This is a genomic window from Pseudomonas sp. SWRI18 (genome assembly GCF_014268345.1).
Classification (GTDB): domain Bacteria; phylum Pseudomonadota; class Gammaproteobacteria; order Pseudomonadales; family Pseudomonadaceae; genus Aquipseudomonas; species Aquipseudomonas cedrina.
Window position 1 is genome coordinate 1 of the sequence record NZ_JACCQQ010000006.1, and the last position, 25,709, is coordinate 25,709.

Here is a 25,709-nt window from a genome sequence, read left to right on the forward strand (position 1 = left end):
AAACCAGGCGACCGGATTCTACCTGAAGCTCGGCGATGCCTTTATTGGGGCGGCTTCGCCACCCAGCGCGGGACAAGCCCGCTCACTACAGAGAGATTTGTCAGCCTTTGAGGGTTGTGTAGATACCTATGGCTATCGCAGGCAAGCCAGCTCCCACATTAGATATTCACCAGCCTTTAGTTCAGCTCAGTTCAAGCCAGATCGGCGCATGATCCGACGGCTTTTCCAACCCGCGCAGCTCGTAATCCACACCTGCATCCTTGACCCGCCCCAGCAAACCATTGGACGCCAGGATCACGTCAATCCGCAGTCCGCGCTTGGGCTCATCTTCAAAGCCGCGGCTGCGGTAGTCGAACCAGCTGAATCGGTCGACCACGTCCGGGTTCAGGTGGCGGAAGCTGTCCACCAGGCCCCAGTTCTTCAGGCGGGCCATCCACTCGCGCTCTTCCGGCAGGAAGCTGCACTTGCCGGTCTTGAGCCAACGCTTTGCGTTGTCGGCACCGATGCCGATGTCGCAATCTTCCGGGGAAATATTCACGTCACCCATGACCACCAGCGCCTGGTCATTGCTGAACTGGCTTTCGAGCAACTGCTGCAGGTCTTCATAAAAGCGCTGCTTGGCCGGGAACTTGGTCGGGTGGTCGCGGCTTTCGCCCTGGGGGAAATAACCGTTCATGATGGTCACCGGATCGCCGTTTTCATCGGCGAAAGTGCCCCAGATAAACCGGCGCTGGGCGTCTTCTTCGTCGCTGGCAAAGCCTTTATGCAGGCTCAGCGCCGGCAGGCGCGAAAGCATGGCCACGCCGTAGTGACCTTTCTGGCCGTGGTAGTACACGTGATAGCCCAGGGCTTGTACTTCGGCCAACGGGAACTGGTCGTCGTGCACCTTGGTTTCCTGCAGGCCGATCACATCCGGTTGGTGCTTCTCGATCAGCGCCGCCAGCTGATGAGGGCGGGCGCGCAGCCCGTTAATGTTGAAGGAAACGATTTTCATGGTCGCAGGTGACGTCCTGGCAAAAGGGCGATGCTAGCGGACAAGTCGGACGGGGGCCAGCGTGGCGGTATGGCCGTTGCGCTGCTAATGTCTGGGAACGACTCGTGCCGCTTGGGTTCGTACCCATGAGCACGCCGCCTTTCGCGCGGTGCCCAGGGAGATTCATTGTATGTCTGACACGTTGACCGCCACTGCCGAAATTCGCCTGCTCAACAGCGGCTATTCCCGCGAGGCCCGCTCCCTGCTGTATCAAGCCTATCGTCACGAACCGACCTTTGCCTACATCTTCGAAGCCGAGCGTGCGGGCTACGAGCAACGGGTACGCGCCACCGTGCGCGAGTTGGTCAAGCAGCATTTCTTTCAGAAACTTCCCGCTATCGGCTTGTTCGTCAACGACCGGCTGATCGGCATCGCCCTGATCGCACCACCGCAGCGACGCCTGGGGATCACCGAGAGCTGGGCCTGGCAAATTCGCATGTGGCTGAGCACCGGCGTGCGCGGCACGCGGCGTTACCTCGACTACCATCACGCGGTACTGGCCTGCCTGCCCAGCGAGTCGGTGCATGTGCTGCCCTTGTTGGGCATCCACCCGCAGTTCCAGGGCAAACACTACGGCGAGCAGTTACTGGAGGCGGTACACAATTGGTGCGCCGAAGACCCGCATTCATCCGGCGTGGTGCTGGATACGGGCAATTCACGCTACCTGGATTTCTATAAGCGCCAGGGCTACGAGGAAATTGGTGAGGTCGCCGTAGGCCCTATCCTGGAACACGTGTTTTTCCATCCCAACCCCCAGGCGGTACAGGCGGCTACGGTTTAACTCAGAATTTTTCAGAAATGTCTGAGTTCTAAAATTCTCCCCAGCTCGTGTAGCATCCGCGCCTATGAAGTTTCCAGGAAGATTTACCAGCGGCTTGATTCTGCTGTTCACAAGCTGCGGTGCCTTGGCGCAAAGCGAATTGGACGTGCGGATCAAGCCTTCGAACGACGCGTTGAAAGCCAACATCGAAGGCTACATCGGCGGGGTCGGCGATCGTGATGAAGAGGCCTTGCTGCGCTTCAGCCGTGGTGCCGAAGAGCAGGCGCGCAAGGCCGCCCAGGCCTTGGGCTTCTATCAACCCCGGATCGACAGTGAGGTGAAGGGCGGCGAGACTCCGCGCCTTGTCCTGACCATCGACCCCGGCGAACCGGTGCATTTGCGCAACGTGACCATCCGGGTCGACGGCCAGGCCGCCGACCTCAAGGCGTTTCGCGTGCCCGTCAGCGACGACTTAAAGTCCGGCGCGGTGCTCAACCATGGCCACTACGAAGACGCCAAGCGCCTGATCCAGAACCAGGCCTCGCGCTACGGCTTTTTCAGCGGGCGCTTTACCCGGCAGACACTCTCGGTAGACCCGCAGGCCGGTGTCGCCGATATCGAACTCATCTACGACAGTGGCCCGCGCTACGCCCTGGGTAAAGTCAGCTTTGCCGGCGATACGCCGTTCGACGACGACCTGCTGCAACGCATGGTGCCGTTCAAAAGCGGCACGCCCTACGATTCCGAATTGATCGCCGAGCTTAACCAGAACCTGCAGGCCAGCGGCTTTTTCGAAGGCGTGCGCGTGGACGCCGCGCCTGCGGCTTCGACCGACGACATCATCCCGGTGGCCGTGCGCCTGGAGACCCGCAAGCCGCGCACCATGGGCCTGGGTCTTGGGTTCTCCACCGACGTCGGCCCACGCGGCCGGGCCAACTGGACCCGCCATTGGGTCAACCCCCAAGGGCATAGTTACGGTTGGGAGGCCGAGCTGTCGGCGCCGCGCCAGAACGTCGGACTGTGGTACGACATCCCGCTGGACCCGCCGCTGACCGACAAACTGCGTTTTGCCGGGGGCTATCAGAATGAAGAAATCGCCGACACCGATACCCTGAGTAAATTGCTCACCCTCGGCCCCGAATGGCACAGCAAGTTGCCCAGCGGCTGGACCCGGGTGATCTCGCTCAAGTACCAGCGCGAAGAATATCGCCTGGGCGACGACTCGGGCCTGAGCAACCTGGTGATGCCGGGTATCAACTATTCGTACCTGCGCAGCGACAACCGCATCGATCCGCACAATGGCTATCGCCTGGCGTTCGATGCCAAGGTCGCCAAGGAAGGTCTGGGCTCCGACACCAACCTGCTTTACGGCACCGCCATGGTCAAAGGCCTGACCACCCTGTGGGACAATCACCGCTTCCTGGCGCGCGCGCAGGTGGGCGGCAGCGCCACCAACGGCTACCAGTCGGTGCCGCCGTCACTGCGTTTCTTTGCCGGTGGCGACCAGAGCGTACGCGGCTACGCGTACCAGACGCTGTCGCCCAAGAACAACCGGGGCGAACGCATCGGCGGGCGCTACATGGTGGCCCTGAGCGCCGAGTATCAATATTCCATCACCGATAAATGGCGGATCGCGACCTTTATCGACCAGGGCAACTCCTTCAACAACCTGGATTTGCCCAGCCTGAAAACCGGTGTGGGCGTAGGCGTGCGCTGGGTGTCGCCGGTCGGTCCGATCCGCCTTGACCTGGCCCATGCCCTCGAAGATCCGGGCGGCATTCGCTTGCACTTTTCCATGGGGCCTGAGCTGTGATGCGTGGTGTGAAAATAGCCGGGCTGGCCGTAGTGGCCATCCTTGCCGTGCTGCTACTGGCGCTGTGGACGGTGCTGGGCACCCAGGCGGGCAGCCGCTGGGCGTTGGGCCGCGTACCGGGTTTGAGCGTGGAGAACTTCCAGGGGCATTTGGGCGGCCAGTGGAGCGCCGACCATCTGTTGTGGCAACAGGGCGGCAGCCGTGTCGAACTCCAGGCACCGTTGCTGGATTGGTCGCCGGCGTGCCTGTTGCGCATGACCTTGTGCATCGACCGCTTGGATGTGGAACAGGTCAGCCTGCAATTCCCGCCGGGTACCGAGGACAGCAGCGGACCGATCCAACTCCCCGACCTGGACCTGCCGCTGGCCATCCAATTGGGCGAGGTCCGCGTCGGTAGCCTGCTGTTCAACGGCACTGAAGAACTCAAGGGCCTGCAATTGGCCGCGCATTGGACCGCTGCCGGCCTGCGCATCGATTCGTTGCACCTGCAACGCGACGACCTGGTGCTGGACCTGGCCGGCCTGCTGCAACCCGCTGGCGACTGGCCGTTGGCCGCCAGCGGTAACCTGAGCCTGCCCTACGCGCCGGGCGGCGTTGCGTGGAATGTCGCGCTCAAGATCGATGGCGACCTGCTCAAGACCCTCAAGCTCGACGCCGACAGTACGGGCTACCTGCCGGCCAAGCTCACGGGCGAACTGCAACCCCTGGCGCAAAACCTTCCGGCCCGATTGCACATCACCGCGAACGGCTTCAAGCCCAGCGCCGACTTGCCGGACACCCTGCAACTCAACCAACTCGACCTTAGCGCCAAGGGGGATTTGAAAAACGGTTACCTACTGCTTGGGAAAGCCGTGCTCCCGGCGGAGAAAGGCCCGGTGGGATTGCTTGTGCAGGGCAGGGTCGACGCCAGGGGGGCGCAGATCGCCAGGTTGTACTTGAGCGCCGGTGACAAGCAAAGCCTGAACCTCGCGGCGCAGTTGGACTGGCAGCAAGGCTTCAGCGCCGACGCCAAGGTCGATTGGCAAGACTTCCCCTGGCATCGCCTCTATCCGCTGATCGATGAGCCACACGTCGCGCTCCGTACGTTCAACGGTGAGATTTCCTACAAAGACGGCAACTACCTGGGCAATCTCAAGGCCGATCTCGATGGCCCCGCCGGCAAATTCAATGTGGTCACACCGTTCAGTGGCGACCTCAAGCAACTCTTCCTGCCTGAACTGAAACTCAGCGCCGGCCAGGGCAAGGCCGAAGGCCACCTCAACCTGCAATTCGCCGATGGCATTGCCTGGGACACGGCCCTGGACCTGTCGGCACTGAACCCTGCGTATTGGGTGGCTGAGTTGCCCGGCACCCTGGCCGGGCCGTTGCGCAGCAAGGGCGAGTTCAAGAACGAGCAACTCAAGCTCAATGCCGACCTCGATCTCAAGGGCCGCCTGCGTGGGCAAACCGCGGTGCTGGCGGCCAAGGCCGAAGGCGCGGGCGAGCAGTGGACGCTCGCCAACCTGGATGTTCGCCTCGGCGATAACCGCATCAATGGCAGCGGCAGCCTGCAGCAACGCCTGGCTGGCCAGATCGATATCAAATTGGCGCGCCTGGCCCAGCTGTGGCCGCAGTTACGCGGGCAAGTCAACGGCCGCCTCGACGTGGCCGGCAGCCTCAAGGCGCCGCAAGGCAAACTCGCCTTCAAGGGCCAGCAACTGGCGTTTGCCGACAATCGTCTGCAGAACCTTACCCTCGACGCCAGCCTCGATAATGCTCAGCGCGCCAGGCTCGACCTCAAGGGCAGCGGTATCCAATCCGGTGACACCCAGGTCGGCACCCTGACCGCCAGCGCCCAGGGCGATATCAAGCAGCAAAAGGTCCAGCTGGATTTGGCCGGCCCGTTGGTCAAGCTGGCGCTGGCGTTGGATGGCAACCTCGACCACGGCAATTGGCGCGGGCGCCTGGCCAGTGGCGATGTGCAAGCTGGCGGCCAGGACTGGAAGCTGCAGGCGCCGGCGAAGATCGAGCGTCTGGCCGATGGCAAATTGACGTTTGCCGCGCACTGCTGGGTGTCCGGGGCCGCCAGCCTGTGCGGCGAAGACCAGCGCCTGATGCCCGAGCCGAAGCTGCGCTACCATCTCAAGCAATTTCCCGTCGACAGCCTGGCGGCGTTCATGCCCAAGGATTTTGCCTGGCAGGGCAAGCTCAACGCCGACCTGCAACTGGACCTGCCCGACAGCGGCCCCAAAGGCCTGGTCTCGGTGGATGCCAGCGGCGGCACCTTGCGCGTCAAGGACAAGCACCAGTGGCTGGATTTCCCCTACGACACCCTGAAGCTGGAAACCACCCTCAACCCCAAGCGCATCGACACGCAGTTGAACTTCCATGGCGGCAAGCTCGGCGAGCTGCTGTTGCAGGCGCAGATCAACCCCTTGCCGAAAGACAAGCCGATCACGGGCAACTTCAGCCTGGTTGGCCTTGACCTCGCGGTGGCACGGCCATTCGTGCCGATGGTGGAGACCCTCAGCGGCAAGCTCAATGGCAGCGGTCGTCTCTCCGGTGGCTTGCTGGCGCCTCAGGTCAACGGCAGCGTCAACCTGGTGGGCGGTGAGGTTTCCGGCCCGGAACTGCCCATAAGCCTGGAAGACCTGAACGTGCAGGCGCTGATCGCCGGCGACAGCGTGCAGCTCAACGGCGGCTGGCGCAGTGGCAAGGCCGGGCAGGGCAGCCTCAAGGGCCGGATCGACTGGGGCCAGGCCCTGGCGATGAATCTCAGCCTGCAAGGCGCGCAACTGCCGGTGACGGTCGAGCCTTACGCGGTGCTGGAAGTGGCGCCCGACCTGACCATCAGCCTGAAGGACGACAAGCTGGCCGTCGCCGGCAAGGTGCACATACCGCGTGGAGATATCACGGTGCGCGAATTGCCACCGTCTACCGTCAAGGTCTCGAACGACACCGTGATCGTCGGCAGCCAGACCGAAGAGGGCAAGCCCGCGATGGCCATGGCCATGGATATCGACGTGGTGGTGGGTGAAGAGCGGCTCAACTTCTCGGGCTTCGGCCTCACCGCCAAGGTGCAGGGCCACGTGCATATCGGCGACAACCTCGACACCCGTGGCGAGCTATGGCTGAACGACGGTCGCTACCGCGCCTACGGCCAGAAACTCGATGTGCGACGGGCACGGCTGTTGTTCGCGGGACCGTTGGACCAGCCGTACCTGGACATCGAAGCGATCCGCAAGACCGACGAGGTGGTCGCCGGCATCCGCCTGAGCGGCAGCGCCGAACACCCCGCCACACAAATCTTCTCTGAACCGGCCATGAGCCAGGAACAGGCGCTGTCCTACCTGGTGCTGGGGCGTCCGTTGAGCACCACCGGTGAAGACAACAACATGCTGGCCCAGGCCGCGCTGGGCCTGGGGTTGATGGGCAGCGCCGGGGTTACGTCAGACCTGGCCAACAAACTGGGCATCCAGGATTTCGACCTCGATACCCAGGGCAGCGGCAATAAGACCGCCGTGGTGGCCAGTGGCAAGATCACGGAGAAACTCAGCCTGCGTTACGGCATGGGCGTGTTCGAGCCGGCCAGCACCATTGCCTTGCGCTATCTATTGAGCAAGAAGGTGTATCTGGAAGTGGCGAGCGGCGTTGCCAGTTCTCTCGACATTTTCTACAAGCGCGATTTCTGATCCGTACTCGGTCAAAAATGTGGATTCCACATGACCTCAAAACTGACAAATTTCTCTGTAGTGAGCGGGCTTGTCCCGCGCTGGGTGGCGAAGCCGCCCCAATCGGACCGCCGCGGTGTGTCAGGTTAAATTGGGGCGACTTGTTTTGGGGCGGCTTCGCCACCCAGCGCGGGGCAAGCCCGCTCACTACAAATTGGCCATGCGGCCGCACGAAATGCGTAGCTAGCTATGACCATCGCAGGCAAGCCAGCTCCCACAATTATCTGCATTTCAACCTGCTAGCCATGCAAGTAGCAAGCAAGCTAATAATTCCATTTGACATTCGCTGCCTAAGCAGTAATATCTCGTCACACATTCACTGCCTAGGCAGTAATAAGGTGACTCTCGATGCCGCACTTCACCCCTGAAAATTTCCATAACTGCCACCTCGGCCTACTGCTGGGGCGCGCCGCGATTCTCAAGGACCGCATCATCGACACCCACATGGAACCCCACGGCATCACCGCCGCGCAGTTCAAGGTGTTGATCATCATGGCCCAGTTCGGCGTCGACACCCCGGCAGAGCTGTGCCGCCACCTGTCCCTGGACAGCGGTTCGATGACGCGGATGCTCGACCGCCTGGAGCAAAAAGACTTGCTCAGCCGCAAACGCTCCGAGCTGGATCGCCGCCAGGTGCAGTTGGTGCTGACCGCCGGCGGCCAGCGCCTGGCGGACATGCTGCCGCAGATCGGCGCCCAGGCGTTGAACCAGCTGGCCGGCGCACTGGAGCCTGGCGAGCTGGAAACCCTGGAACGCATCCTCAAGAAAATTCTGGTAGCTGCCGGTGATCCCATCACTCTGCAGCGGGTAGGTAACACATGAACACACGTGCCCTTTGCCTGGTGCTCGCGGCCATGAGCATGGCCGGTTGCGCCAACTACAGCGGCCTCGATACCCAAGGCAAGCGCCTGGACGCCAATACCCTGCACACCGGGCAGTCCCTGAACGGCGTGACCCTGTCGAGCGCCGCCTGGCCCAGCACCGATTGGTGGAAAAGCCTCGGCGACCCGCAGCTCGACGGCCTGATCCAGGAAGCCCTGCACAACAGCCCCGACATGCAAGTGGCCAGCGCCCGGGCTCACCAGGCCGAAGCCGCCGCTTACGCCGCCAACGCCGAGCGCATGCCGACCCTGGATGCCAGCGCCGGTGTCAGCCGTTCACGCCTGGCCAGAGACCAGGACCCGCGCGGCGAAGGCGACGCCTATTCGACCGTGCGCAACATCGGCGCCAGCTTCAATTACAACTTCGACCTCTGGGGTGGCCAGCGCGCCGCCTGGGAAGCCGCGCTGGGCGAGGCCCGTGCCGCCCAGGTCGATCAGCAGGCGGCGCGCCTGACCCTGGCCGCCAACGTCGCCAAGGCCTACAGCGACCTGGGCCAGGCGCATATCGTGCGCGACCTGGCCAATGATGACCTCAAACGCACCCGGCAGATGCTCGACCTGAGCAAGCGTCGCCTGGATTCGGGCATCGACAGTCAGTACCAGTACCAGCAGACCGAGAGCCTGGAAGCCAGCTCGCAGTCGCAACTGATCGATGCGGAAAAACAGCTGCAAAGCGCGAAAATCGCCCTGGCAGTGCTACTCGGCAAAGGCCCGGACCGCGGCAACGAGCTGGCCCGGCCCACCGTGCTCAAACCCGGCGCGGTCGCCGTGCCTTCGGTGCTGCCCGCCGAGCTGCTGGGTCGGCGCCCGGACCTGATCGCCGCGCGCTGGCGCGTCGAAGCGGCGGCCCGCAACATCGATGCGAGCAAGACCCGCTTCTACCCCAACCTCAACCTGAGCGCGAGCGCCGGGGCCGAGTCGTTGCTGGGCGATGCGATGTTCGGTCCAGCCAGCCGCTTCTTCAATATTGCACCGACGATCTCGCTGCCGATCTTCGACGGCGGCCGCCTGCGTGCCGATCTCGATGCCCGCGACGCCGACTACGACCTTGCGGTGGCGCAGTACAACAAGACTTTGGTGCAAGCCCTGGGCGATATCGGCACCACCCTCTCGCAACTGCGCGACACCGGCCGGCAGATCCAGGCCCAGCAACACGCAGCGGACATTGCCCAGCAGTCCTACGACACTAGCGTGCAGCGCTACAGCGCCGGGATTGGTAACTACCTGGATGTGCTCAGCATCGAGCAGCAATTGCTGCAGGCCCAGCGCCAGCTGGCGAGCCTGAATGCCGCGCAGATCGATCTGTCGATTCAATTGATGCAGGCACTGGGTGGCGGCTATGGCGCCAACAACGTGGCCGCAACCACCCCCGCCACACGCTCGGAATAATTTGAGGTATTTGTCATGGCCACTGCCGACAGCAACAACGCAACTGAACAACCCAAGCAAGACAACAATCCGCGCAAACGCAAAGTGATGCTGATCGGCCTCGCGCTGGTCGTCATTCTCGCCATTGTCGGCGTGTGGGGCTGGTATGAACTCTACGGGCGCTTCAACGAAAGCACCGACGACGCCTATGTGAACGGCAACGTGGTGGAAATCACCCCGCTGGTCACCGGCACCGTGGTCAGCATCGGCGCCGACGATGGCGACCTGGTCCATGAAGGCCAGGTGCTGATCAATTTCGACCCCAACGACGCCGCCGTCGGCCTGCAAAGTGCCCAGGCCAACCTGGCCCGCACCGTGCGTCAGGTGCGGGGCTTGTACAGCAACGTCGATGGCATGAAGGCCCAGGTCAACGCACAGAAAGCCGACGTGCAAACCGCCCAGGACAACTACAACCGACGCAAGACTCTGGCCCAGGGCGGCGCGATCTCCCAGGAAGAACTGTCTCACGCCCGTGACAGCCTGACCGCGGCGAAGAACGCGCTGACCAACCTTGAGCAGCAACTCAAATCCACCAATGCCCTGGTGGATGACACGGTGATCTCGTCCCACCCGGATGTGCAGGCCGCCGCCGCGCAATTGCGCCAGGCCTATCTGACTAATGCGCGCAGCACCTTGATTGCGCCGGTCACCGGCTACGTGGCCAAGCGCACTGTGCAATTGGGCCAGCGCGTGCAACCCGGCACGGCGTTGATGGCGGTGATCCCGCTGAACCAGCTGTGGATCGACGCCAACTTCAAGGAGACCCAACTGCGCGACATGCGCATTGGCCAGCCGGTGGACATCGAGTCGGACATCTACGGCAGTGACGTAAAGTACAGCGGCACCGTGGACAGCCTGGGCGCCGGCACCGGCAGCGCATTCGCCCTGCTGCCTGCGCAGAACGCCACCGGCAACTGGATCAAGATCGTGCAACGGGTGCCGGTGCGCATCCATATCAACGCCGAAGAGCTGGCCAAACACCCGCTGCGCGTGGGCCTCTCCACCGTGGTCAATGTGGACCTGCACGACCAGAGCGGCCCGGTGCTGGCGCAACAACCGCCGCAAAAGGCCTCGTTCACCACCAACGTGTACGACCGCCAATTGGCCGAGGCTGACGCGATGATCACCCAGTTGATCCATGACAACAGCAGCGCCGCGCCCAAGGCTGCGCAACGCTGATGAGCAATAACGCCTCCTTCACGCCACCCAGCCTGTTGATGGCCACTATCGGCCTGTCGCTGGCGACCTTTATGCAGGTGCTCGACACCACCATCGCCAACGTGGCGTTGCCGACCATTTCGGGCAACCTCGGCGTGAGTTCGGAGCAGGGCACCTGGGTGATCACCTCGTTTGCGGTGAGCAACGCCATTGCCTTGCCGCTTACCGGTTGGCTGAGCCGCCGCTTTGGCGAGGTGAAGCTGTTTCTGTGGGCGACCATCCTGTTCGTGCTGGCCTCGTTCCTCTGCGGTATTTCGACTTCGATGCCCGAGCTGATCGGCTTTCGCGTGCTGCAAGGCCTGGTGGCCGGGCCGCTGTACCCGATGACCCAGACGCTGCTGATCGCGGTGTACCCGCCGGCCAGGCGTGGCATGGCCTTGGCGTTATTGGCTATGGTCACGGTGGTGGCACCGATTGCAGGCCCGATTCTCGGTGGCTGGATCACCGACAGCTACAGTTGGCCGTGGATCTTCTTCATCAACGTGCCCATCGGCATCTTCGCGGCGATGGTGGTGCGTGCACAGCTGAAGAAACGGCCGGTGGTCACCAGTTACCAGCCGATGGACTATGTGGGACTGTTGAGCCTGATCGTCGGGGTCGGCGCCTTGCAGATCATCCTCGACAAGGGCAATGACCTGGATTGGTTCGAATCCAACTTCATCATCATTGGCGCGGCAATTTCGGTGATTGCCCTGGCGGTGTTCATCATCTGGGAAATGACCGACAAACACCCGGTGGTTAACCTGCGATTGTTTGCCTACCGCAACTTCCGCATCGGCACCATTGTGTTGATCGGCGGTTATGCGGGCTTCTTCGGTATCAACCTGATCCTGCCGCAGTGGCTGCAAACCCAGATGGGCTACACCGCCACCTGGGCGGGCCTGGCGGTGGCGCCGATCGGCATTCTGCCTGTGTTGATGTCACCGTTCGTGGGCAAATATGCGCACAAGTTCGACCTGCGGCTGCTGGCGGGGTTGTCGTTCCTGGCGATGGGCTTAAGCTGCTTCATGCGCGCCGGTTTCACCAATGAGGTGGATTTCACCCACATTGCCCTGGTGCAGTTGTTCATGGGGATCGGTGTGGCGCTGTTTTTCATGCCGACCTTGAGCATCCTGATGTCCGACCTGCCGCCGCAGCAGATCGCCGACGGCGCAGGCCTGGCGACCTTCCTGCGCACATTGGGCGGCAGCTTCGCGGCCTCGCTCACCACCTGGATATGGATTCGCCGGGCGGACCAGCACCATGCGTACATGAGCGAAAACATGACCACCTATGACTCGACCACGCGCGACGCGATACAAGCGCTCGGCGGGACGGGGCAGAAGGCATATGCGCAGTTGGATCAGATCCTCACCAGCCAGGCGTACATGATGTCCACCGTGGACTACTTCACGTTGATGGGATGGATCTTCGCGGGCTTGATGCTGCTGGTGTGGCTGGCCAAACCGCCGTTCGGCGCCAAGGCCGGGCCGGAAGCTTCGGGCCATTGAGCGTTGAAATGCAATCCACTGTGGGAAGCTGGCTTGCCTGCATCGCATTGAGGCCGCAGAAGCTACCCTGTAGTGAGCGGGCTTGCCCCGCGCTGGGCTGCGAAGCGGCCCCAATCCAGACGACCTGGTTCTATCTGGAACTCGGCGGTGCCTTTATTGGGGCGGCTTCGCCACCCAGCGCGGGGCAAGCCCGCTCACTACAGAGAGATTCGTCAGCTTCTGAACGATATGGCTATCGCAGGCAAGCCAGCTCCCACGGGTGATTTGTGTTGCTTGCTCGTCAGGCGCCAGGCAACGCCAACTGCGGATTGACGAAGTCAAACGCCGCCAGCGCAAACCCTTGTTCATCCACTTGCAACGCCCAGCCTTGCTTGTCCCAATCCCCCAGCACAATGCGCTTGGCCGCCTGGTCGCCAATCTGCAGCTTATGGATGGCAGGGCGGTGGGTGTGGCCGTGGACCAGGGTGCGCACGCCAAAGTGCTGCATCACCCGAGGCACTTCCTCGGCGGTCACATCGACGATGTCGTTGGCTTTCATGCGCGTCTGCGCACGGCTTTCGCTGCGCAGTTTGCGCGCCAGCCTGTGCCGTGTGCCCAACGGCAGATGGCGCAGGATAAACAGCACAACCGGGTTGCGTAGGATGCGTCGCAGCTTCATGTAGCCGACGTCGCGGGTGCAGAGGCTGTCGCCGTGCATCAACAGCACGGGTTCGCCATGCAGCTGCACGACACTCGGGTCCTTGAGCAAGGTGGCGCCTGCCGCTTTGCAGAACGCCTTGCCGATCAGGAAATCGCGATTGCCGTGCATGATGAAAATCGGGGTGCCGCTGTCGCTGAGTTCGCGCAGGGCTGCGCAAATCGAGCGTTGGAACGGTGTCATCCCATCGTCGCCAATCCAGGCCTCGAAGAAGTCCCCCAGAATGTACAACGCCTGGGCGCCACGGGCGCGGCCGTGGAGCAGATCCAGAAACGCCCGGGTGATGTCCGGGCGTCCCTCTTCCAGATGCAAATCTGAAATCAGCAATATCACCCAACGATCTCGGCTTTCTCGACGATAACGTCTTCTACCGGAACGTCCTGGTGGCCGGCCTTGCCGGTGGTCTGCACGCCTTTGATCTTGTCGACCACGTCCTGGCCTTCGGTGACTTTACCGAACACGGCGTAACCCCAACCCTGCACGTTCTTGCCGGTGTGGTTGAGGAAGGCGTTGTCGGCGACGTTGATGAAGAACTGCGCGGAGGCCGAATGCGGCTCCATGGTACGGGCCATGGCGACGGTGTACTTGTCGTTGGAAAGGCCGTTGTCCGCTTCGTTCTGGATGCTTGGACGCTTGTCTTTCTTTTCTTTCATGCCAGGCTCGAAACCGCCGCCCTGGACCATGAAGTTGCCGATGACACGGTGGAAAACGGTGTTTTCGTAGTGGCCGGCCTTAACGTATTCGATGAAGTTGGCGACGGTGATCGGCGCTTTCTCGGCGTTCAGCTCGATGACGATGTCACCGTGGTTGGTGGTCAGTTTGACTTGAGTCATGTTCACTACTCTTTTCAGGGAATTCGTGGGTTTGGGTGCCTTGGCACCACGACCGGTTTGGCGAAACGGCGGCCAAGGCGCGCAGTTTAGCGTGCCTGCCAGGAATTTCGAGGTGGTTTTTTACCGCCGGTGCAATAAATGCAGCAGTTTTCGGTGCTGCCCTGTCAGGTGCTTGACAGCATCGGCTATGATATCGCCTTTGTTTTGTCGGCCTAGCCCGGCCATGTACTTGTCTGTTCAAGGATCCTATGAGCAAGCCCACTGTCGACCCTACCTCGAATGCCAAGGCCGGACCTGCGGTCCCGGTCAATTTCCTGCGCCCGATCATCCAGGCGGACCTGGATTCGGGCAAGCACACGCAGATCGTCACCCGCTTCCCGCCGGAGCCCAACGGCTACCTGCACATCGGTCACGCCAAGTCGATCTGTGTGAACTTCGGCCTGGCCCAGGAGTTCGGGGGCGTCACGCACCTGCGTTTCGACGACACCAACCCGGCCAAGGAAGACCAGGAATACATCGACGCCATCGAAAGCGACATCAAGTGGCTGGGCTTCCAATGGTCCGGTGAAGTGCGCTACGCCTCGCAATACTTCGACCAGTTGTTCGACTGGGCGGTCGAGCTGATCAAGGCCGGCAAGGCCTACGTCGACGACCTGTCCCCCGAGCAGGCCAAGGAATACCGTGGCACCCTGACCGAGCCGGGCAAGAACAGCCCGTTCCGCGACCGTTCGGTGGAAGAGAACCTCGACTGGTTCAACCGCATGCGCGCCGGTGAGTTCGCGGACGGCGCCCGCGTCCTGCGCGCCAAGATCGACATGGCCTCGCCGAACATGAACCTGCGCGACCCGATCATGTACCGCATCCGCCATGCCCATCACCACCAGACCGGTGACAAGTGGTGCATCTACCCCAACTACGACTTCACCCACGGCCAGTCGGACGCCATCGAAGGCATCACGCATTCCATCTGCACCCTGGAGTTCGAAAGCCATCGCCCGCTGTACGAGTGGTTCCTGAGCAACCTGCCGGTGCCGGCCCAGCCGCGCCAGTACGAATTCAGCCGCCTGAACCTCAACTACACGATCACCAGCAAGCGCAAGCTCAAGCAACTGGTGGATGAGAAGCACGTGCATGGCTGGGACGACCCGCGCATGTCGACCCTGTCGGGCTTCCGCCGTCGCGGCTACACCCCGGCGTCGATCCGCAACTTCTGCGACATGGTCGGCACCAACCGTTCCGACGGCGTGGTCGACTTCGGCATGCTCGAGTTCAGCATCCGCCAGGACCTCGACGCGAACGCCCCGCGCGCCATGTGCGTGCTGCGTCCGTTGAAAGTCGTGATCACCAATTACCCGGAAGACAAGGTCGACAACCTCGAGTTGCCGCGTCACCCGCAAAACGAAGCACTCGGCGTGCGCAAGCTGCCGTTCGCCCGCGAAATCTACATCGACCGCGATGACTTCATGGAAGAGCCGCCAAAAGGCTACAAGCGCCTGGAACCGAACGGCGAAGTGCGCCTGCGCGGCAGCTACGTGATCCGTGCCGATGAAACGATCAAGGACGCCGACGGCAACATCGTCGAACTGCGTTGCTCCTACGACCCTGACACCCTGGGCAAGAACCCCGAGGGCCGCAAGGTCAAGGGCGTGGTCCACTGGGTGCCGGCCGCGGCCAGCATCGAATGCGAAGTGCGCTTGTACGATCGTCTGTTCCGCTCGCCGAATCCTGAAAAGGCCGAAGACAGCGCGAGCTTCTTGGACAACATCAACCCTGACTCCCTGCAAGTACTCACTGGTTGTCGTGCCGAGCCATCGCTTGGCGACGCACAGCCGGAAGACCGTTTCCAGTTCGAGCGCGAAGGTTACTTCTGCGCGGATATCAAGGACTCGAAACCCGGTCGGCCGGTATTCAACCGTACCGTGACCTTGCGTGATTCGTGGGGCCAGTGATTCTCTAAGGAAGCCGTTGTGCTAACGATCTACAACACACTCAGCAAGACCAAAGAAGTCTTCAAGCCGCTCGATGGCAACAAGGTGCGCATGTACGTGTGCGGCATGACCGTGTACGACTACTGCCACATCGGCCACGGCCGCAGCATGGTTGCCTTCGACCTGGTGACCCGCTGGTTGCGTTTCAGCGGCTATGATTTGACCTACGTGCGCAACATCACCGACATCGACGACAAGATCATCAACCGCGCCAACGAAAACGGCGAGGCGTTCGATGCGCTGACCGAGCGCATGATCGCCGCGATGCACGAGGACGAGGCCCGCCTCAACATCCTCAAGCCGGACATGGAACCGCGTGCCACGGACCACATCCCCGGCATGCACGCGATGATCCAGACCCTGATCGACAAGGGCTACGCCTACGCCCCAGGCAATGGCGACGTGTACTACCGCGTCGCCAAGTTCATGGGCTACGGCAAGCTGTCGCGCAAGAAGATCGAAGACCTGCGCATCGGCGCGCGTATCGAAGTCGACGAAGCCAAGCAAGACCCGCTCGACTTCGTGCTGTGGAAAGCCACCAAGCCGGGCGAGCCCAGCTGGGAATCGCCATGGGGCGCCGGGCGTCCGGGCTGGCACATCGAATGCTCGGTGATGTCCACCTGCTGCCTGGGCGAGACCTTCGACATTCATGGCGGCGGCAGCGACCTGGAGTTCCCGCACCACGAAAACGAAATCGCCCAGAGCGAAGCCGCCACCGGCAAGACCTACGCCAACGCCTGGATGCACTGCGGCATGATCCGCATCAATGGCGAGAAGATGTCCAAGTCCTTGAACAACTTCTTCACCATTCGCGACGTGCTGGAAAAGTATCATCCTGAGGTTGTGCGTTACCTGCTGGTGTCGAGCCACTACCGCAGCGCCATCAACTACTCGGAAGACAACCTCAAGGACGCCAAGGGCGCCCTGGAACGGTTCTACCACGCGTTGAAAGGTTTGCCCGCTGTGGCGCCTGCCGGCGGCGACGCCTTCGTGGCACGTTTCACCGAAGTCATGAACGACGACTTCGGCACCCCGGAAGCCTGCGCTGTTTTGTTCGAGATGGTGCGCGAGATCAACCGCCTGCGTGAGACGGATATCGACGCAGCGGCGGGTCTGGCGGCACGCTTGAAAGAGTTGGCCAGTGTGCTGGGCGTGTTGCAGATGGAGGCCGATGACTTCCTGCAAGCCGGCGCCGAAGGGCGTGTGGATGCGGCGCAAGTGGATGCCTTGATCCAGGCGCGTCTGGCTGCGCGTGCTGGTAAAGACTGGGCGGAATCCGACCGTATCCGTGACCAACTGACCGCGATGGGCGTGGTGTTGGAAGACGGGAAGGGTGGGACGACGTGGCGGTTGGCTGACTGACGGTTGGTTGCTGCACGCAGAATGAAAAACGCCCCGACTGGTTCGGGGCGTTTTTTTTGCGTCTTGTTCAGTGCATCTGTCTTGGCGCTGTTGAGGGCTTTTTCTGGTTATACTAATATTGCGTCGGTGGCTTTTGGCTATCATCGTCTTGGTTAGGTCGAGTGTCATATCACTTACGTTCTCGCTCCCAACTCCGATACGAAAGGAAGTGATCGACTAATAACGGTTTGTTTACAGGAATATAGACTTCAAGGAGAGTAGCGTGAGTGTAAGTTTAAAAAAGAAAGTCTGGGTTGCAGTCAGCTCCATTGCCGGTGTAATAGCGACAATATTGGGGGTGTTGGCTGTTTTTTACCCGGATGCTCTGAATTTGCAAAAGAAACAGATGCAGCAGCTTGATCTGGAGATAGTTGATCGAGCAGACGTTGATAAGCTGGATGCTTTTCTGGATAAAAACGTTAATAAAATAGTTCAGTTGTCGATTGCGCTTTGCCGAACTCGGGTGGAAACAGATTTACCTGTTATAGAGTCGCCGTCAAATGCATTGGTTGTTCGTCATGATGATTGCGAAGAGGGGACAATGTGCACCAGTACCACTTATTATTTTTCTCACCCTGATCGTGTTGATGACAGAAATGGTGTTTGGATGAATGATAAGTTCGCGACCTGTCGTCAAGACGAGCACGGGGGATTATTTGTGGCTTCCGGCTATTTCATGGTGCCTTCCGGGGCAGGGTTCGGGCAGGGGAATCTTGAGTGGATGCTCACGCCTATAGAAAAGTCTCAAATCGCCTTGAAAGATTACTGATAGCTGCGAAACGACAACCAAGCGGCCGTTGTACGCAGGTTCACAGGCCGTAACTCTAGGCGCCTGCAATCTTGAGGTGGGCGCAGTGCGTCTAGCGTTTAACCACGCAGCAAAACCCGGTCGCTGAATTTGCAACGACCACCAAAGATTTGGCAGCCATCTTCAGAGGGCCCTCCTAAAAAGATGTCGGAAAATTCTTTGCGTCATGAGTTCTTCGGCATCCCGCTGAATTCAGGTACTTACTTTTCAGTGAGCCCATTACCTTTCTGTGCGTTCTTGTGGCCTGTTCGTCCCGTTCCTATCCTGAGACCTTTATTTACCCAGGAGTAGGTTTCATGAGCTTTGATCTCGGACTAGATGGGCTTCGCGCGCTGGTCACCGGTGGCACCAAGGGTATCGGTGCTGCAGTGGTCGCCGTGTTGCATGAGCAAGGCGCCCAAGTGATTTCGGTCGCGCGTTCGGCGGCGGATTCGACGCCCGAAGGCGTGCATTTCATCGCCGCTGACCTAGGCACGGCCGAGGGTTGCGTGAGCGCCACCGAGGCGGTGAAGGATCGGTTTGGCGGCGTGGATATCATCGTCAATGTGCTTGGTGGTTCCAGCGCGCCGGGCGGTGGGTTTGCGGTGCTCGATGATGAGCAATGGGCGAATGCGCTGAACCAGAACCTGATGGCGGCCGTGCGGGTGGACCGGGCGTTGCTGCCAGGGATGGTCGAGCGTGGGGCGGGGGTGATTATTCACGTCACTTCGATCCAACGGGTGTTGCCATTGCCCGAATCGACCACGGCCTACGCCGCTGCCAAGGCGGCATTGGCGACCTACAGCAAGAGCCTGTCTAAAGAAGTGACGCCCAAGGGCGTGCGGGTGGTGCGCGTGTCGCCGGGCTGGGTGGAAACGGATGCGGCGGTGGCCCTGGCGGAGCGTCTGGCGCAGGAGGCGGGTACGGATTACGAAGGCGGCAAACAAATCATCATGGAGGCGTTGGGTGGTATTCCCCTTGGGCGCCCGGCCAAACCCGAGGAAGTGGCCGATTTGATCGCATTCCTGGTATCGCCGCGCGCCGCTTCGATCAGCGGCACTGAATATGTGATCGACGGCGGCACGGTGCCCACGGTCTAGTTCGCAGGCTTGGCGGCCTGCCATTTGAGCAGTCCGTCGAGCACCGGGCACAGGCTCTGGCCCCATTCTGTCATGCGGTATTCGACCTTGGGTGGCACCACCGGGTAGACCGTGCGGTGCACCAGGCCGTCGGCTTCGAGCTGGCGCAGTTGTTGGGCAAGCATCTTTTGCGAGATCTCCGGGATCAGTCGCTCAAGGTCGGAATAGCGCTGCACCTGACCACCAAACAGGTGAAACAGGATGATCAGCTTCCAGCGCCCGCCGAGCCAGGCGAGGGTGGTTTCGACGTCGGCCGCGGCGGTGGCGGGGGTGTAGGTTTTGCTCATTGCGTACTTCCTGGAAATCGCCGGAATGGGCGTCGCGAATCCGATCCATTGCCTGGCATCGATCCAACTGTGGGAGCTGGCTTGCCTGCGATAGCGGTGGGTCAGCCAACATTTTCGGTGGCTGACACGCCCTCATCGCAGGCAAGCCAGCTCCCACATTTTGCACTGTGTTCATTTGATGAATCAGCGGCGGCTGCTGACTTCTGCCGGCACATCATCACCCGCCATACGCTTGCGAAACAGCGCCGTTCGCGCCAGCAGCAATGTTGTGACCGGCACCGTGATCGACAGCAAAATCGGAATCAACCACCCGTGCAGCACCGGCCCGGACTTGAGCACCGAAAAGTAGATAATCGACGCCAACGCCACGCACCACGCGCCGAGCGTCGAGGCCAGCGCCGGCGGGTGCATGCGTTGGAAGAAATCTTTCATGCGCAACAACCCAAGCGCACCGATCAGCGCAAACACGCTGCTCAAGACCAGCAGCAGCCCGACGATGATTTCCATCCATAACGGCATCATTCAATCACCTCCCCACGCAGCAGGAATTTGGCCAAGGCAAACGAGCCGACGAAGCCGAACAGTGCGATCAGCAGTGCCGCTTCGAAGTAGGTGTCACTGGCATAGCGAATGCCCAGCACCAGCATCATCAGCATCGCGAGAATGTACAGATAGTCCAGCGCCAGCACCCGGTCTTGCGCCGAGGGGCCTTTGAACAGGCGAATCAGGGTCAGCACCATGGCCAGCGAGAACAGGAACAGGCTGAACAGGACCGCATTGGCGAGCAGGGCGCTCATTCGAAGATCTCCATCAGGGGCCGTTCGTAGGCGGATTTGAAGTGCTCGATAAACTGCGTCTCATCGTCCAGGTCGAACACGTGCAGCAGCAGGACGCTGCGGTCCAGCGCCAGTTCCGACCAGATGGTGCCGGGGATCACCGTGGTGATCATCGCCAGCGCCGCGAGGCCGTTGGGGCTGTGCAGGTCCATGGGGATCTTGATGAACCGCGCGCGCGGCGGGCGCGAGCCGCACGTCAGCACGCCCCGGGCCACTTGCAGGTTGGAGACAATCACGTCGCGGCCCACCCGCAGCAACAGACGCAGGATCACGCCGGGGCGGCGCAGGCTGATCGGTTGCGGGCGCAGCGGCGCCATCATCAGCGGCGCAACAAGGCCCAGCAGCGCGCCCAGCAGCAGGTTGCCGGGGCTGACGGACAGGTTCAGCACCAGCCATAACCCCCACAGGGCCAGCGAAAGCCAGGGAGCAGGCAGCAGACGCTTCATGGTTGCACCTCCAGCGCGGCGGCCTTGGCTTCGGGGCTTGGCACCGGACGCGTGGCCATCACTGCCATCACGTATTGCTCCGGATTGTTCAGGTTTTTCGCGGTCGCCAGGGTGTAATGCATCAGCGGTTCGGCCTTGAAGGTGAGCAGGATGCTCAGGCCGACCAGGAAGAAGATCGGCAAGCACTCATAGCGCCGCAACAGCGGCGACGGGCGCTCCTCCGGGGTCCAGAAGCGTTGGATACCCAAGCGCGCGAAAGCGATCAACGAGGCCAGGCCGGACAGGATCAACAGCGCCACCAGGCCCCAGGCGGCCGGGCGAATCGGCTCATCCACCGCATTGCCCAGGCCCAGCGGATTGAGCAGCGCACTCAGCAGGCTGAGCTTGCCGATAAACCCGGACAACGGCGGCATGCCGATAATCAGCAGCGCGCAGGCAACAAAGCTCAAGCCGAGGAACGCCATGGTCCACGGGATCACCTGGCCGATCACAGCTTTTTGCTCGTCATCCAGGTTGACGCCAGGGCGCGGATGCAGAGATTCCATGGCCTTGGGCAGCGCGTCGATTTCTTCATCCAATGGCAGGTCGTTGGCCGAGCGCGAGCGCTCGATCAGCTCGGCCAGCAAGAACAGGGCGCTCAATGCCAGGGTCGAACTGACCAGATAGAACAGCGCACCCGCGATCAGGCTGGGCTGGGCGAAACCCACGGCGGACAACAGAATCCCGGCCGAGACCAGGATGCTCAGGCTCGCCATGCGCTCCAGGCGCTGTGCCGCCAGCATCGCCAGCGCCGCGCAGATGATGGTCGCCATGCCGCCATACACCAGCCAGTCGCCGCCAAACAACGCCGATGCACCGGCCTGGCCGGAGAACAGCAGGGTCCACAGGCGCAGCACGGTGTACACGCCGACCTTGGTCATGATCGCAAACATCGCCGCCACCGGCGCACTGGCCGAAGAGTAGGCGGGCGCCAGCCAGAAGTTCAGCGGCCACATGCCGGCCTTGGCCAGGAACGCCGTCGCCAGGATCGCCGCACCCGCGTGCAGCAGGCCGCGATCAGCCTCCGGCACCAGCGGGATTTTCAGCGCCAGGTCGGCGAAGTTCAGCGTACCGGTCACGCCGTAGATCATCGCCGCGCCAATCAGGAACAACGAAGACGCCAGCAGGTTGATCGCGATGTAATGCAGCCCCGACGACACCCGCGCGCGGCCTGAGCCGTGCAGCATCAAGCCATAGGACGCCGCCAGCAGCACTTCGAAGAACACGAACAGATTGAACAGGTCGGCGGTGAGGAAGGCACCGTACAGGCCCATCATCTGGATCTGGAACAGCGCATGGAAACTGGTGCCGGCACGGTCCCAGCGGGCCATGGCGAACAGCAGTGCGCTAACGCCGATGATGCCGGTGAGCACCAGCATCAAGGCCGACAGCTGGTCAACCACCAGCACAATGCCGAACGGCACTTGCCAGTTGCCCGGCAGGTACACGCCGATCGAGCCGGGGCCGCCTTTTTGCGTCCAGTACAGCAGCAGGATCGCCACGCCCAGGCCGAGGATGCTCGACACCAGGTTGATCTGTGCCTTCAGTGGGCGGCGTTTTTCGCCCAGCATCAACATCAATGCAGCGGTCAGCAACGGCAACAGGATAGGCGCAACGATCAGTTGGTTGACCCAGTTCATTCCTTGGGCTCCCGGCCGTCGACATGGTCCGTGCCGGTCAGGCCACGGGAAGCCAGCAGTACCACCAGGAACAGGGCGGTCATGGCGAAGCTGATCACGATGGCCGTGAGCACCAGCGCCTGGGGCAGGGGATCGGTGTAGTTGAGCAGGTCTTGCGGCACGCCGTCCTTGATGATCGGCTCCTTGCCGATAAAGAGGCTGCCCATGCTGAAAATGAACAGGTTGACCCCATACGACAACAGGCACAGGCCCATCACCACCTGGAATGTTCGCGGGCGCAGGATCAACCAGACGCCGGAGGCCGCCAGGACCCCAATGGCAATTGCGATGACTTCTTCCATCAGGCGGCTCCTTCGGTTGCGGCAACCACTTTGGCCTGGTTGCTCGGTTTGTGCGCCCGCACGGACTGGTGACCGAGGGCGGTGAGCATCAGCAGCGTCGAACCGACGACCATGGCGTACACGCCGACGTCAAAGAACAGCGCGCTGGCGATATGAATGTCGCCCAGCACGGGCAGGCTCAAGTGCCAAGTGTGGGTGGTCAGGAAGGGGTACCCGGCAAACAACGCGCCGATTCCGGTGAGCGTCGCGGAGAATAAGCCGAAGCCCATCCAGCGCATCGGCCGCAGGCTCATCTGCGCCTCGACCCACTGTGTACCGGCGACCATGTATTGCAGGATGAACGCCACCGACATCACCAGACCCGCGACAAACCCGCCGCCCGGTTGGTTGTGGCCGCGCATGAACAGGTAGAACGACACCACCAGCGCAATCGGCAGCAGCAGGCGCACCAGCACCGCCGGCACCATCATGTAACCCAGGGCGGTGTCGCTGGCCTGGCGCGGGTTGACCAGATCGGTGGCCACGTCCGGCGCCAACTGACGCTGTTGCGCGGGCAGCTGCATGCTTTCCCTGGAAGGGCGGAAGCGACGCAGCAGCGCGTACACCGTCAGCGCCACGGCACCGAGCACGGTGATCTCGCCCAAGGTATCGAAGCCACGAAAGTCCACCAGCATTACATTCACCACGTTGCTGCCGCCGCCTTCGGGCAGGGCACGGCTGAGGTAGAACGAGGAAATATCGTTAGGCGTCTGGCGTGTCAGCATCGCGTAGGACAGCAACGCCATGCCGCCGCCCACCACGGTAGACAGCAGAAAGTCGCGCACCCGGCGGATCCGCGCCTTGCGCAAGGTGTTCGGCAGCGGCCACACCTCCTCGATCCGCCGTGGCAGCCAGCGCAGGCCCAGCAGGATCAGCACCGTGGTGACCACCTCGACCACCAGTTGCGTCAACGCCAGGTCCGGCGCCGAGAACCACACGAAAGTGACGCAGGTCATCAGCCCGCACACACTGACCATGGTCAGGGCCGCGAGCCGGTGATACTTGGCCTGCCAGGCGGCACCCAGGGCACAGGCGATCGCCAGCACCCACAGGGTGACGAACACCACGGAGCCGGGAATCTTCGGCCGGTCGCCCCACGTGAGGCCGCTGTCGAGCATCGGGATCAGGCCGCCAATGACCGCCACCAGTACCAGCAGGAACAGCTGGGTCTGCAGGCGCTTGGTGCTGATGCGTTTCTCGATCCTGCGCACGCCGCGCATCATTACCACCAGGCTGCGTTCGAAGCCGCGCTTGCCGTTGAAGTAGCTGATGACCGGCGGGTACTTGAAGCGGCCACGCTTGAGCTGCTTGCGCAACAGCAGGTACAGCACCACGCCGCCGGACATGGCCACCAGGCTCATGATCATCGGTGCATTCCAGCCGTGCCAGATCGCCAGGCTGTACTCCGGCAACACACCGCCCACCACCGGCAGCGCGGCGGCGGCAAGGATGGAACCGACCACCTGCGCCGGGAAGATCCCCACCAGCAGGCAAGTGAACACCAGCAGTTCCACCGGGGCGCGCATCCAGCGCGGCGGTTCGTGTGGGGTGTGGGGCAGGTTGGTCGCAGGCGGCCCGAAGAACACGTCGACGGTGAAGCGCAGGGCGTAGGCCACGCTGAAGGTGCCGGCCACGGTGGCGATCAACGGCAGGGCGAATTCCACCCAGGCGGTCGCGGAGATAAACACGGTCTCGGCGAAGAACATCTCTTTGGACAGGAAACCGTTGAGCAACGGCACGCCGGCCATGGACGCACTGGCCACCATCGCCAGGGTCGCGGTGAACGGGATCAACCGCACCAGGCCGCTGAGCTTGCGGATATCACGGGTGCCGCTTTCGTGGTCGATGATGCCCGCCGCCATGAACAGCGAGGCCTTGAACGTCGCGTGGTTGAGGATATGGAACACGGCCGCGACGGCGGCCAGCGGGCTGTTGAGGCCCAGCAACAAGGTGATCAGCCCGAGATGGCTGATGGTGGAGTAGGCCAGCAGGCCTTTGAGGTCATTCTGGAACATGGCGCAGTAAGCGCCGAGGAGCAGGGTGAGGGCGCCGGCGCCGCCGACGATCCAGAACCATTCTTCGCTGCCGGACAGCGACGGCCACAGGCGGGCCAGCAGGAACACGCCGGCCTTCACCATCGTTGCCGAATGCAGATACGCCGACACCGGCGTGGGCGCCGCCATCGCGTGGGGCAGCCAGAAGTGAAACGGGAACTGCGCGCTTTTGCTCAGCGCGCCGACCAGCACCAGGGCCAGCATGACCGGGTATAGGGCATGCGCGCGAATCTGATCGCCCGCCGCCAGCACCAGGTCCAGGTCATAGCTGCCGACGATATGCCCCAGCAACATCATGCCCGCCAGCAGGCACAAGCCGCCGGCGCCAGTGACCATCAACGCCATGTACGCGCCGCGCCTGGCATCGGCGCGGTGGTGCCAGTAGCCGATCAGCAGGAACGAGAACAGGCTGGTCAGTTCCCAGAAGAACACGATCTGGATCAGGTTGCCGGAGATCACCAGCCCGAGCATGGCGCCCATGAACGCCAGGAAAAACGCAAAGAAGCGCGGCACCGGGTCTTCCGGCGACATGTAGTAACGCGCATACAGCGACACCAGCGTGCCGATGCCCAGCACCAGCAACGAGAACAGCCAGGCAAACCCGTCCATGCGCAACACGAAGTTCAGCCCGAGGCTGGGCAACCACATGTATTCTTCACGGATCACCCCACCGTGGATGATCTGCGGGTACAGCAGGGCGACTTGAAGGGTACCGACCAGGGCCACGAGGCCGGCCAGCAGGGATTCGGTGTTACGTGCATTGTGCGGCAGCAAGGCCGCGAGACAGCTGCCAACGAAGGGCAGAAGCAGTAGAACTATCAGGGACATAGGCTTCTAGTCTGCAGGAGT

General features: G+C 62.0%; 21 protein-coding genes. 11 read left to right on the plus strand and 10 right to left on the minus strand.

What is annotated here, in order from left to right; all coding sequences use genetic code 11:
- Positions 1-181 precede the first annotated feature (181 nt).
- Complete coding sequence (gene xthA, locus H0Z09_RS08755; protein WP_186689715.1) at positions 182-994, minus strand: exodeoxyribonuclease III; 813 nt, start codon at positions 992-994, stop codon at positions 182-184.
- A 169-nt stretch (positions 995-1,163) separates the two neighbouring features.
- Here xthA and H0Z09_RS08760 point away from each other — a divergent pair, with 169 nt between their 5' ends.
- The 7 genes from H0Z09_RS08760 (at position 1,164) to H0Z09_RS08790 (ending at position 12,333) form a co-directional block, all read left to right on the plus strand.
- On the plus strand, positions 1,164-1,814 hold the full coding sequence (locus H0Z09_RS08760) for a GNAT family N-acetyltransferase (protein ID WP_076950855.1): 651 nt from the start codon (positions 1,164-1,166) through the stop codon (positions 1,812-1,814).
- Positions 1,815-1,878: 64 nt separating this feature from the next.
- Positions 1,879-3,606, plus strand: a complete 1,728-nt coding sequence (locus H0Z09_RS08765; RefSeq protein ID WP_186689717.1) for an autotransporter assembly complex family protein — start codon at positions 1,879-1,881, stop codon at positions 3,604-3,606.
- Positions 3,606-7,277 carry a translocation/assembly module TamB domain-containing protein gene (locus H0Z09_RS08770; RefSeq protein ID WP_186689719.1) on the plus strand — a complete coding sequence of 1,224 codons (3,672 nt, stop codon included), beginning with the start codon at positions 3,606-3,608 and terminating at the stop codon, positions 7,275-7,277. The genes H0Z09_RS08765 and H0Z09_RS08770 overlap by 1 nt, the downstream gene beginning before the upstream one ends.
- Positions 7,278-7,664: 387 nt before the next feature.
- Positions 7,665-8,138 carry a MarR family transcriptional regulator gene (locus H0Z09_RS08775; RefSeq protein WP_186689721.1) on the plus strand — a complete coding sequence of 158 codons (474 nt, stop codon included), beginning with the start codon at positions 7,665-7,667 and terminating at the stop codon, positions 8,136-8,138.
- Positions 8,135-9,586, plus strand: coding sequence for an efflux transporter outer membrane subunit (locus tag H0Z09_RS08780; RefSeq protein ID WP_186689723.1), 1,452 nt, complete (start codon positions 8,135-8,137; stop codon positions 9,584-9,586). The genes H0Z09_RS08775 and H0Z09_RS08780 overlap by 4 nt, the downstream gene beginning before the upstream one ends.
- 15 nt (positions 9,587-9,601) lie before the next feature.
- Positions 9,602-10,804: an HlyD family efflux transporter periplasmic adaptor subunit gene (locus H0Z09_RS08785; RefSeq protein WP_186689725.1), complete on the plus strand. Its 1,203-nt coding sequence runs from the start codon at positions 9,602-9,604 to the stop codon at positions 10,802-10,804.
- Positions 10,804-12,333 carry a DHA2 family efflux MFS transporter permease subunit gene (locus H0Z09_RS08790; RefSeq protein WP_186689727.1) on the plus strand — a complete coding sequence of 510 codons (1,530 nt, stop codon included), beginning with the start codon at positions 10,804-10,806 and terminating at the stop codon, positions 12,331-12,333. The genes H0Z09_RS08785 and H0Z09_RS08790 overlap by 1 nt, the downstream gene beginning before the upstream one ends.
- A gap of 280 nt (positions 12,334-12,613) precedes the next feature.
- On the opposite strand, the gene lpxH is transcribed toward H0Z09_RS08790, so the two are convergent.
- Together lpxH and H0Z09_RS08800 are read right to left on the minus strand one after the other, a co-directional pair.
- Entirely contained in the window at positions 12,614-13,363 is a 750-nt protein-coding gene (gene lpxH, locus H0Z09_RS08795; protein ID WP_186689729.1) for a UDP-2,3-diacylglucosamine diphosphatase, read from the minus strand.
- Positions 13,360-13,863, minus strand: coding sequence for a peptidylprolyl isomerase (locus tag H0Z09_RS08800; protein WP_186689731.1), 504 nt, complete (start codon positions 13,861-13,863; stop codon positions 13,360-13,362). The genes lpxH and H0Z09_RS08800 overlap by 4 nt, the downstream gene beginning before the upstream one ends.
- Before the next feature lie 248 nt (positions 13,864-14,111).
- Here H0Z09_RS08800 and H0Z09_RS08805 point away from each other — a divergent pair, with 248 nt between their 5' ends.
- From H0Z09_RS08805 to H0Z09_RS08820, 4 genes are all read left to right on the plus strand, one after another.
- Positions 14,112-15,812, plus strand: a complete 1,701-nt coding sequence (locus H0Z09_RS08805; RefSeq protein WP_186689733.1) for a glutamine--tRNA ligase/YqeY domain fusion protein — start codon at positions 14,112-14,114, stop codon at positions 15,810-15,812.
- Between the two features lie 18 nt (positions 15,813-15,830).
- Positions 15,831-17,213: a cysteine--tRNA ligase gene (gene cysS, locus H0Z09_RS08810; RefSeq protein WP_186689735.1), complete on the plus strand. Its 1,383-nt coding sequence runs from the start codon at positions 15,831-15,833 to the stop codon at positions 17,211-17,213.
- A 262-nt stretch (positions 17,214-17,475) separates the two neighbouring features.
- Positions 17,476-18,021, plus strand: a complete 546-nt coding sequence (locus tag H0Z09_RS08815) for a hypothetical protein (protein WP_186689737.1) — start codon at positions 17,476-17,478, stop codon at positions 18,019-18,021.
- A gap of 335 nt (positions 18,022-18,356) precedes the next feature.
- Entirely contained in the window at positions 18,357-19,139 is a 783-nt protein-coding gene (locus tag H0Z09_RS08820; RefSeq protein ID WP_186689739.1) for an SDR family oxidoreductase, read from the plus strand.
- Here H0Z09_RS08820 and H0Z09_RS08825 read toward each other — a convergent pair.
- The 7 genes from H0Z09_RS08825 to H0Z09_RS08855 all read right to left on the minus strand — a co-directional run bounded on the left by H0Z09_RS08825 (position 19,136) and on the right by H0Z09_RS08855 (position 25,688).
- Positions 19,136-19,465: a helix-turn-helix domain-containing protein gene (locus H0Z09_RS08825; protein ID WP_186689746.1), complete on the minus strand. Its 330-nt coding sequence runs from the start codon at positions 19,463-19,465 to the stop codon at positions 19,136-19,138. The genes H0Z09_RS08820 and H0Z09_RS08825 overlap by 4 nt on opposite strands.
- Before the next feature lie 183 nt (positions 19,466-19,648).
- Complete coding sequence (locus H0Z09_RS08830) at positions 19,649-19,987, minus strand: Na+/H+ antiporter subunit G (RefSeq protein ID WP_186689748.1); 339 nt, start codon at positions 19,985-19,987, stop codon at positions 19,649-19,651.
- On the minus strand, positions 19,984-20,262 hold the full coding sequence (locus H0Z09_RS08835) for a K+/H+ antiporter subunit F (RefSeq protein WP_186689750.1): 279 nt from the start codon (positions 20,260-20,262) through the stop codon (positions 19,984-19,986). The genes H0Z09_RS08830 and H0Z09_RS08835 overlap by 4 nt, the downstream gene beginning before the upstream one ends.
- Positions 20,259-20,747, minus strand: coding sequence for a Na+/H+ antiporter subunit E (locus H0Z09_RS08840; protein WP_186689752.1), 489 nt, complete (start codon positions 20,745-20,747; stop codon positions 20,259-20,261). Before H0Z09_RS08840 ends, H0Z09_RS08835 begins: the two co-directional genes overlap by 4 nt.
- Entirely contained in the window at positions 20,744-22,426 is a 1,683-nt protein-coding gene (locus tag H0Z09_RS08845) for a monovalent cation/H+ antiporter subunit D (RefSeq protein WP_186689754.1), read from the minus strand. The genes H0Z09_RS08840 and H0Z09_RS08845 overlap by 4 nt, the downstream gene beginning before the upstream one ends.
- Positions 22,423-22,767, minus strand: coding sequence for a Na+/H+ antiporter subunit C (locus H0Z09_RS08850; RefSeq protein WP_003192163.1), 345 nt, complete (start codon positions 22,765-22,767; stop codon positions 22,423-22,425). Before H0Z09_RS08850 ends, H0Z09_RS08845 begins: the two co-directional genes overlap by 4 nt.
- Positions 22,767-25,688, minus strand: a complete 2,922-nt coding sequence (locus H0Z09_RS08855; protein WP_186689756.1) for a monovalent cation/H+ antiporter subunit A — start codon at positions 25,686-25,688, stop codon at positions 22,767-22,769. Before H0Z09_RS08855 ends, H0Z09_RS08850 begins: the two co-directional genes overlap by 1 nt.
- Between the last annotated feature and the right edge of the window lie 21 nt (positions 25,689-25,709).

What these genes read in the sequence shown, in the direction of transcription:
- xthA (WP_186689715.1), bottom strand. Translation starts at nt 994, where the DNA reads ATGAAAATCGTTTCCTTCAACATTAACGGGCTGCGCGCCCGCCCTCAT.
- H0Z09_RS08760 (WP_076950855.1), top strand. Translation starts at nt 1,164, where the DNA reads ATGTCTGACACGTTGACCGCCACTGCCGAAATTCGCCTGCTCAACAGC.
- H0Z09_RS08765 (WP_186689717.1), top strand. Translation starts at nt 1,879, where the DNA reads ATGAAGTTTCCAGGAAGATTTACCAGCGGCTTGATTCTGCTGTTCACA.
- H0Z09_RS08770 (WP_186689719.1), top strand. Translation starts at nt 3,606, where the DNA reads ATGCGTGGTGTGAAAATAGCCGGGCTGGCCGTAGTGGCCATCCTTGCC.
- H0Z09_RS08775 (WP_186689721.1), top strand. Translation starts at nt 7,665, where the DNA reads ATGCCGCACTTCACCCCTGAAAATTTCCATAACTGCCACCTCGGCCTA.
- H0Z09_RS08780 (WP_186689723.1), top strand. Translation starts at nt 8,135, where the DNA reads ATGAACACACGTGCCCTTTGCCTGGTGCTCGCGGCCATGAGCATGGCC.
- H0Z09_RS08785 (WP_186689725.1), top strand. Translation starts at nt 9,602, where the DNA reads ATGGCCACTGCCGACAGCAACAACGCAACTGAACAACCCAAGCAAGAC.
- H0Z09_RS08790 (WP_186689727.1), top strand. Translation starts at nt 10,804, where the DNA reads ATGAGCAATAACGCCTCCTTCACGCCACCCAGCCTGTTGATGGCCACT.
- H0Z09_RS08800 (WP_186689731.1), bottom strand. Translation starts at nt 13,863, where the DNA reads ATGACTCAAGTCAAACTGACCACCAACCACGGTGACATCGTCATCGAG.
- H0Z09_RS08805 (WP_186689733.1), top strand. Translation starts at nt 14,112, where the DNA reads ATGAGCAAGCCCACTGTCGACCCTACCTCGAATGCCAAGGCCGGACCT.
- H0Z09_RS08820 (WP_186689739.1), top strand. Translation starts at nt 18,357, where the DNA reads ATGAGCTTTGATCTCGGACTAGATGGGCTTCGCGCGCTGGTCACCGGT.
- H0Z09_RS08825 (WP_186689746.1), bottom strand. Translation starts at nt 19,465, where the DNA reads ATGAGCAAAACCTACACCCCCGCCACCGCCGCGGCCGACGTCGAAACC.
- H0Z09_RS08830 (WP_186689748.1), bottom strand. Translation starts at nt 19,987, where the DNA reads ATGATGCCGTTATGGATGGAAATCATCGTCGGGCTGCTGCTGGTCTTG.
- H0Z09_RS08835 (WP_186689750.1), bottom strand. Translation starts at nt 20,262, where the DNA reads ATGAGCGCCCTGCTCGCCAATGCGGTCCTGTTCAGCCTGTTCCTGTTC.
- H0Z09_RS08840 (WP_186689752.1), bottom strand. Translation starts at nt 20,747, where the DNA reads ATGAAGCGTCTGCTGCCTGCTCCCTGGCTTTCGCTGGCCCTGTGGGGG.
- H0Z09_RS08845 (WP_186689754.1), bottom strand. Translation starts at nt 22,426, where the DNA reads ATGAACTGGGTCAACCAACTGATCGTTGCGCCTATCCTGTTGCCGTTG.
- H0Z09_RS08850 (WP_003192163.1), bottom strand. Translation starts at nt 22,767, where the DNA reads ATGGAAGAAGTCATCGCAATTGCCATTGGGGTCCTGGCGGCCTCCGGC.
- H0Z09_RS08855 (WP_186689756.1), bottom strand. Translation starts at nt 25,688, where the DNA reads ATGTCCCTGATAGTTCTACTGCTTCTGCCCTTCGTTGGCAGCTGTCTC.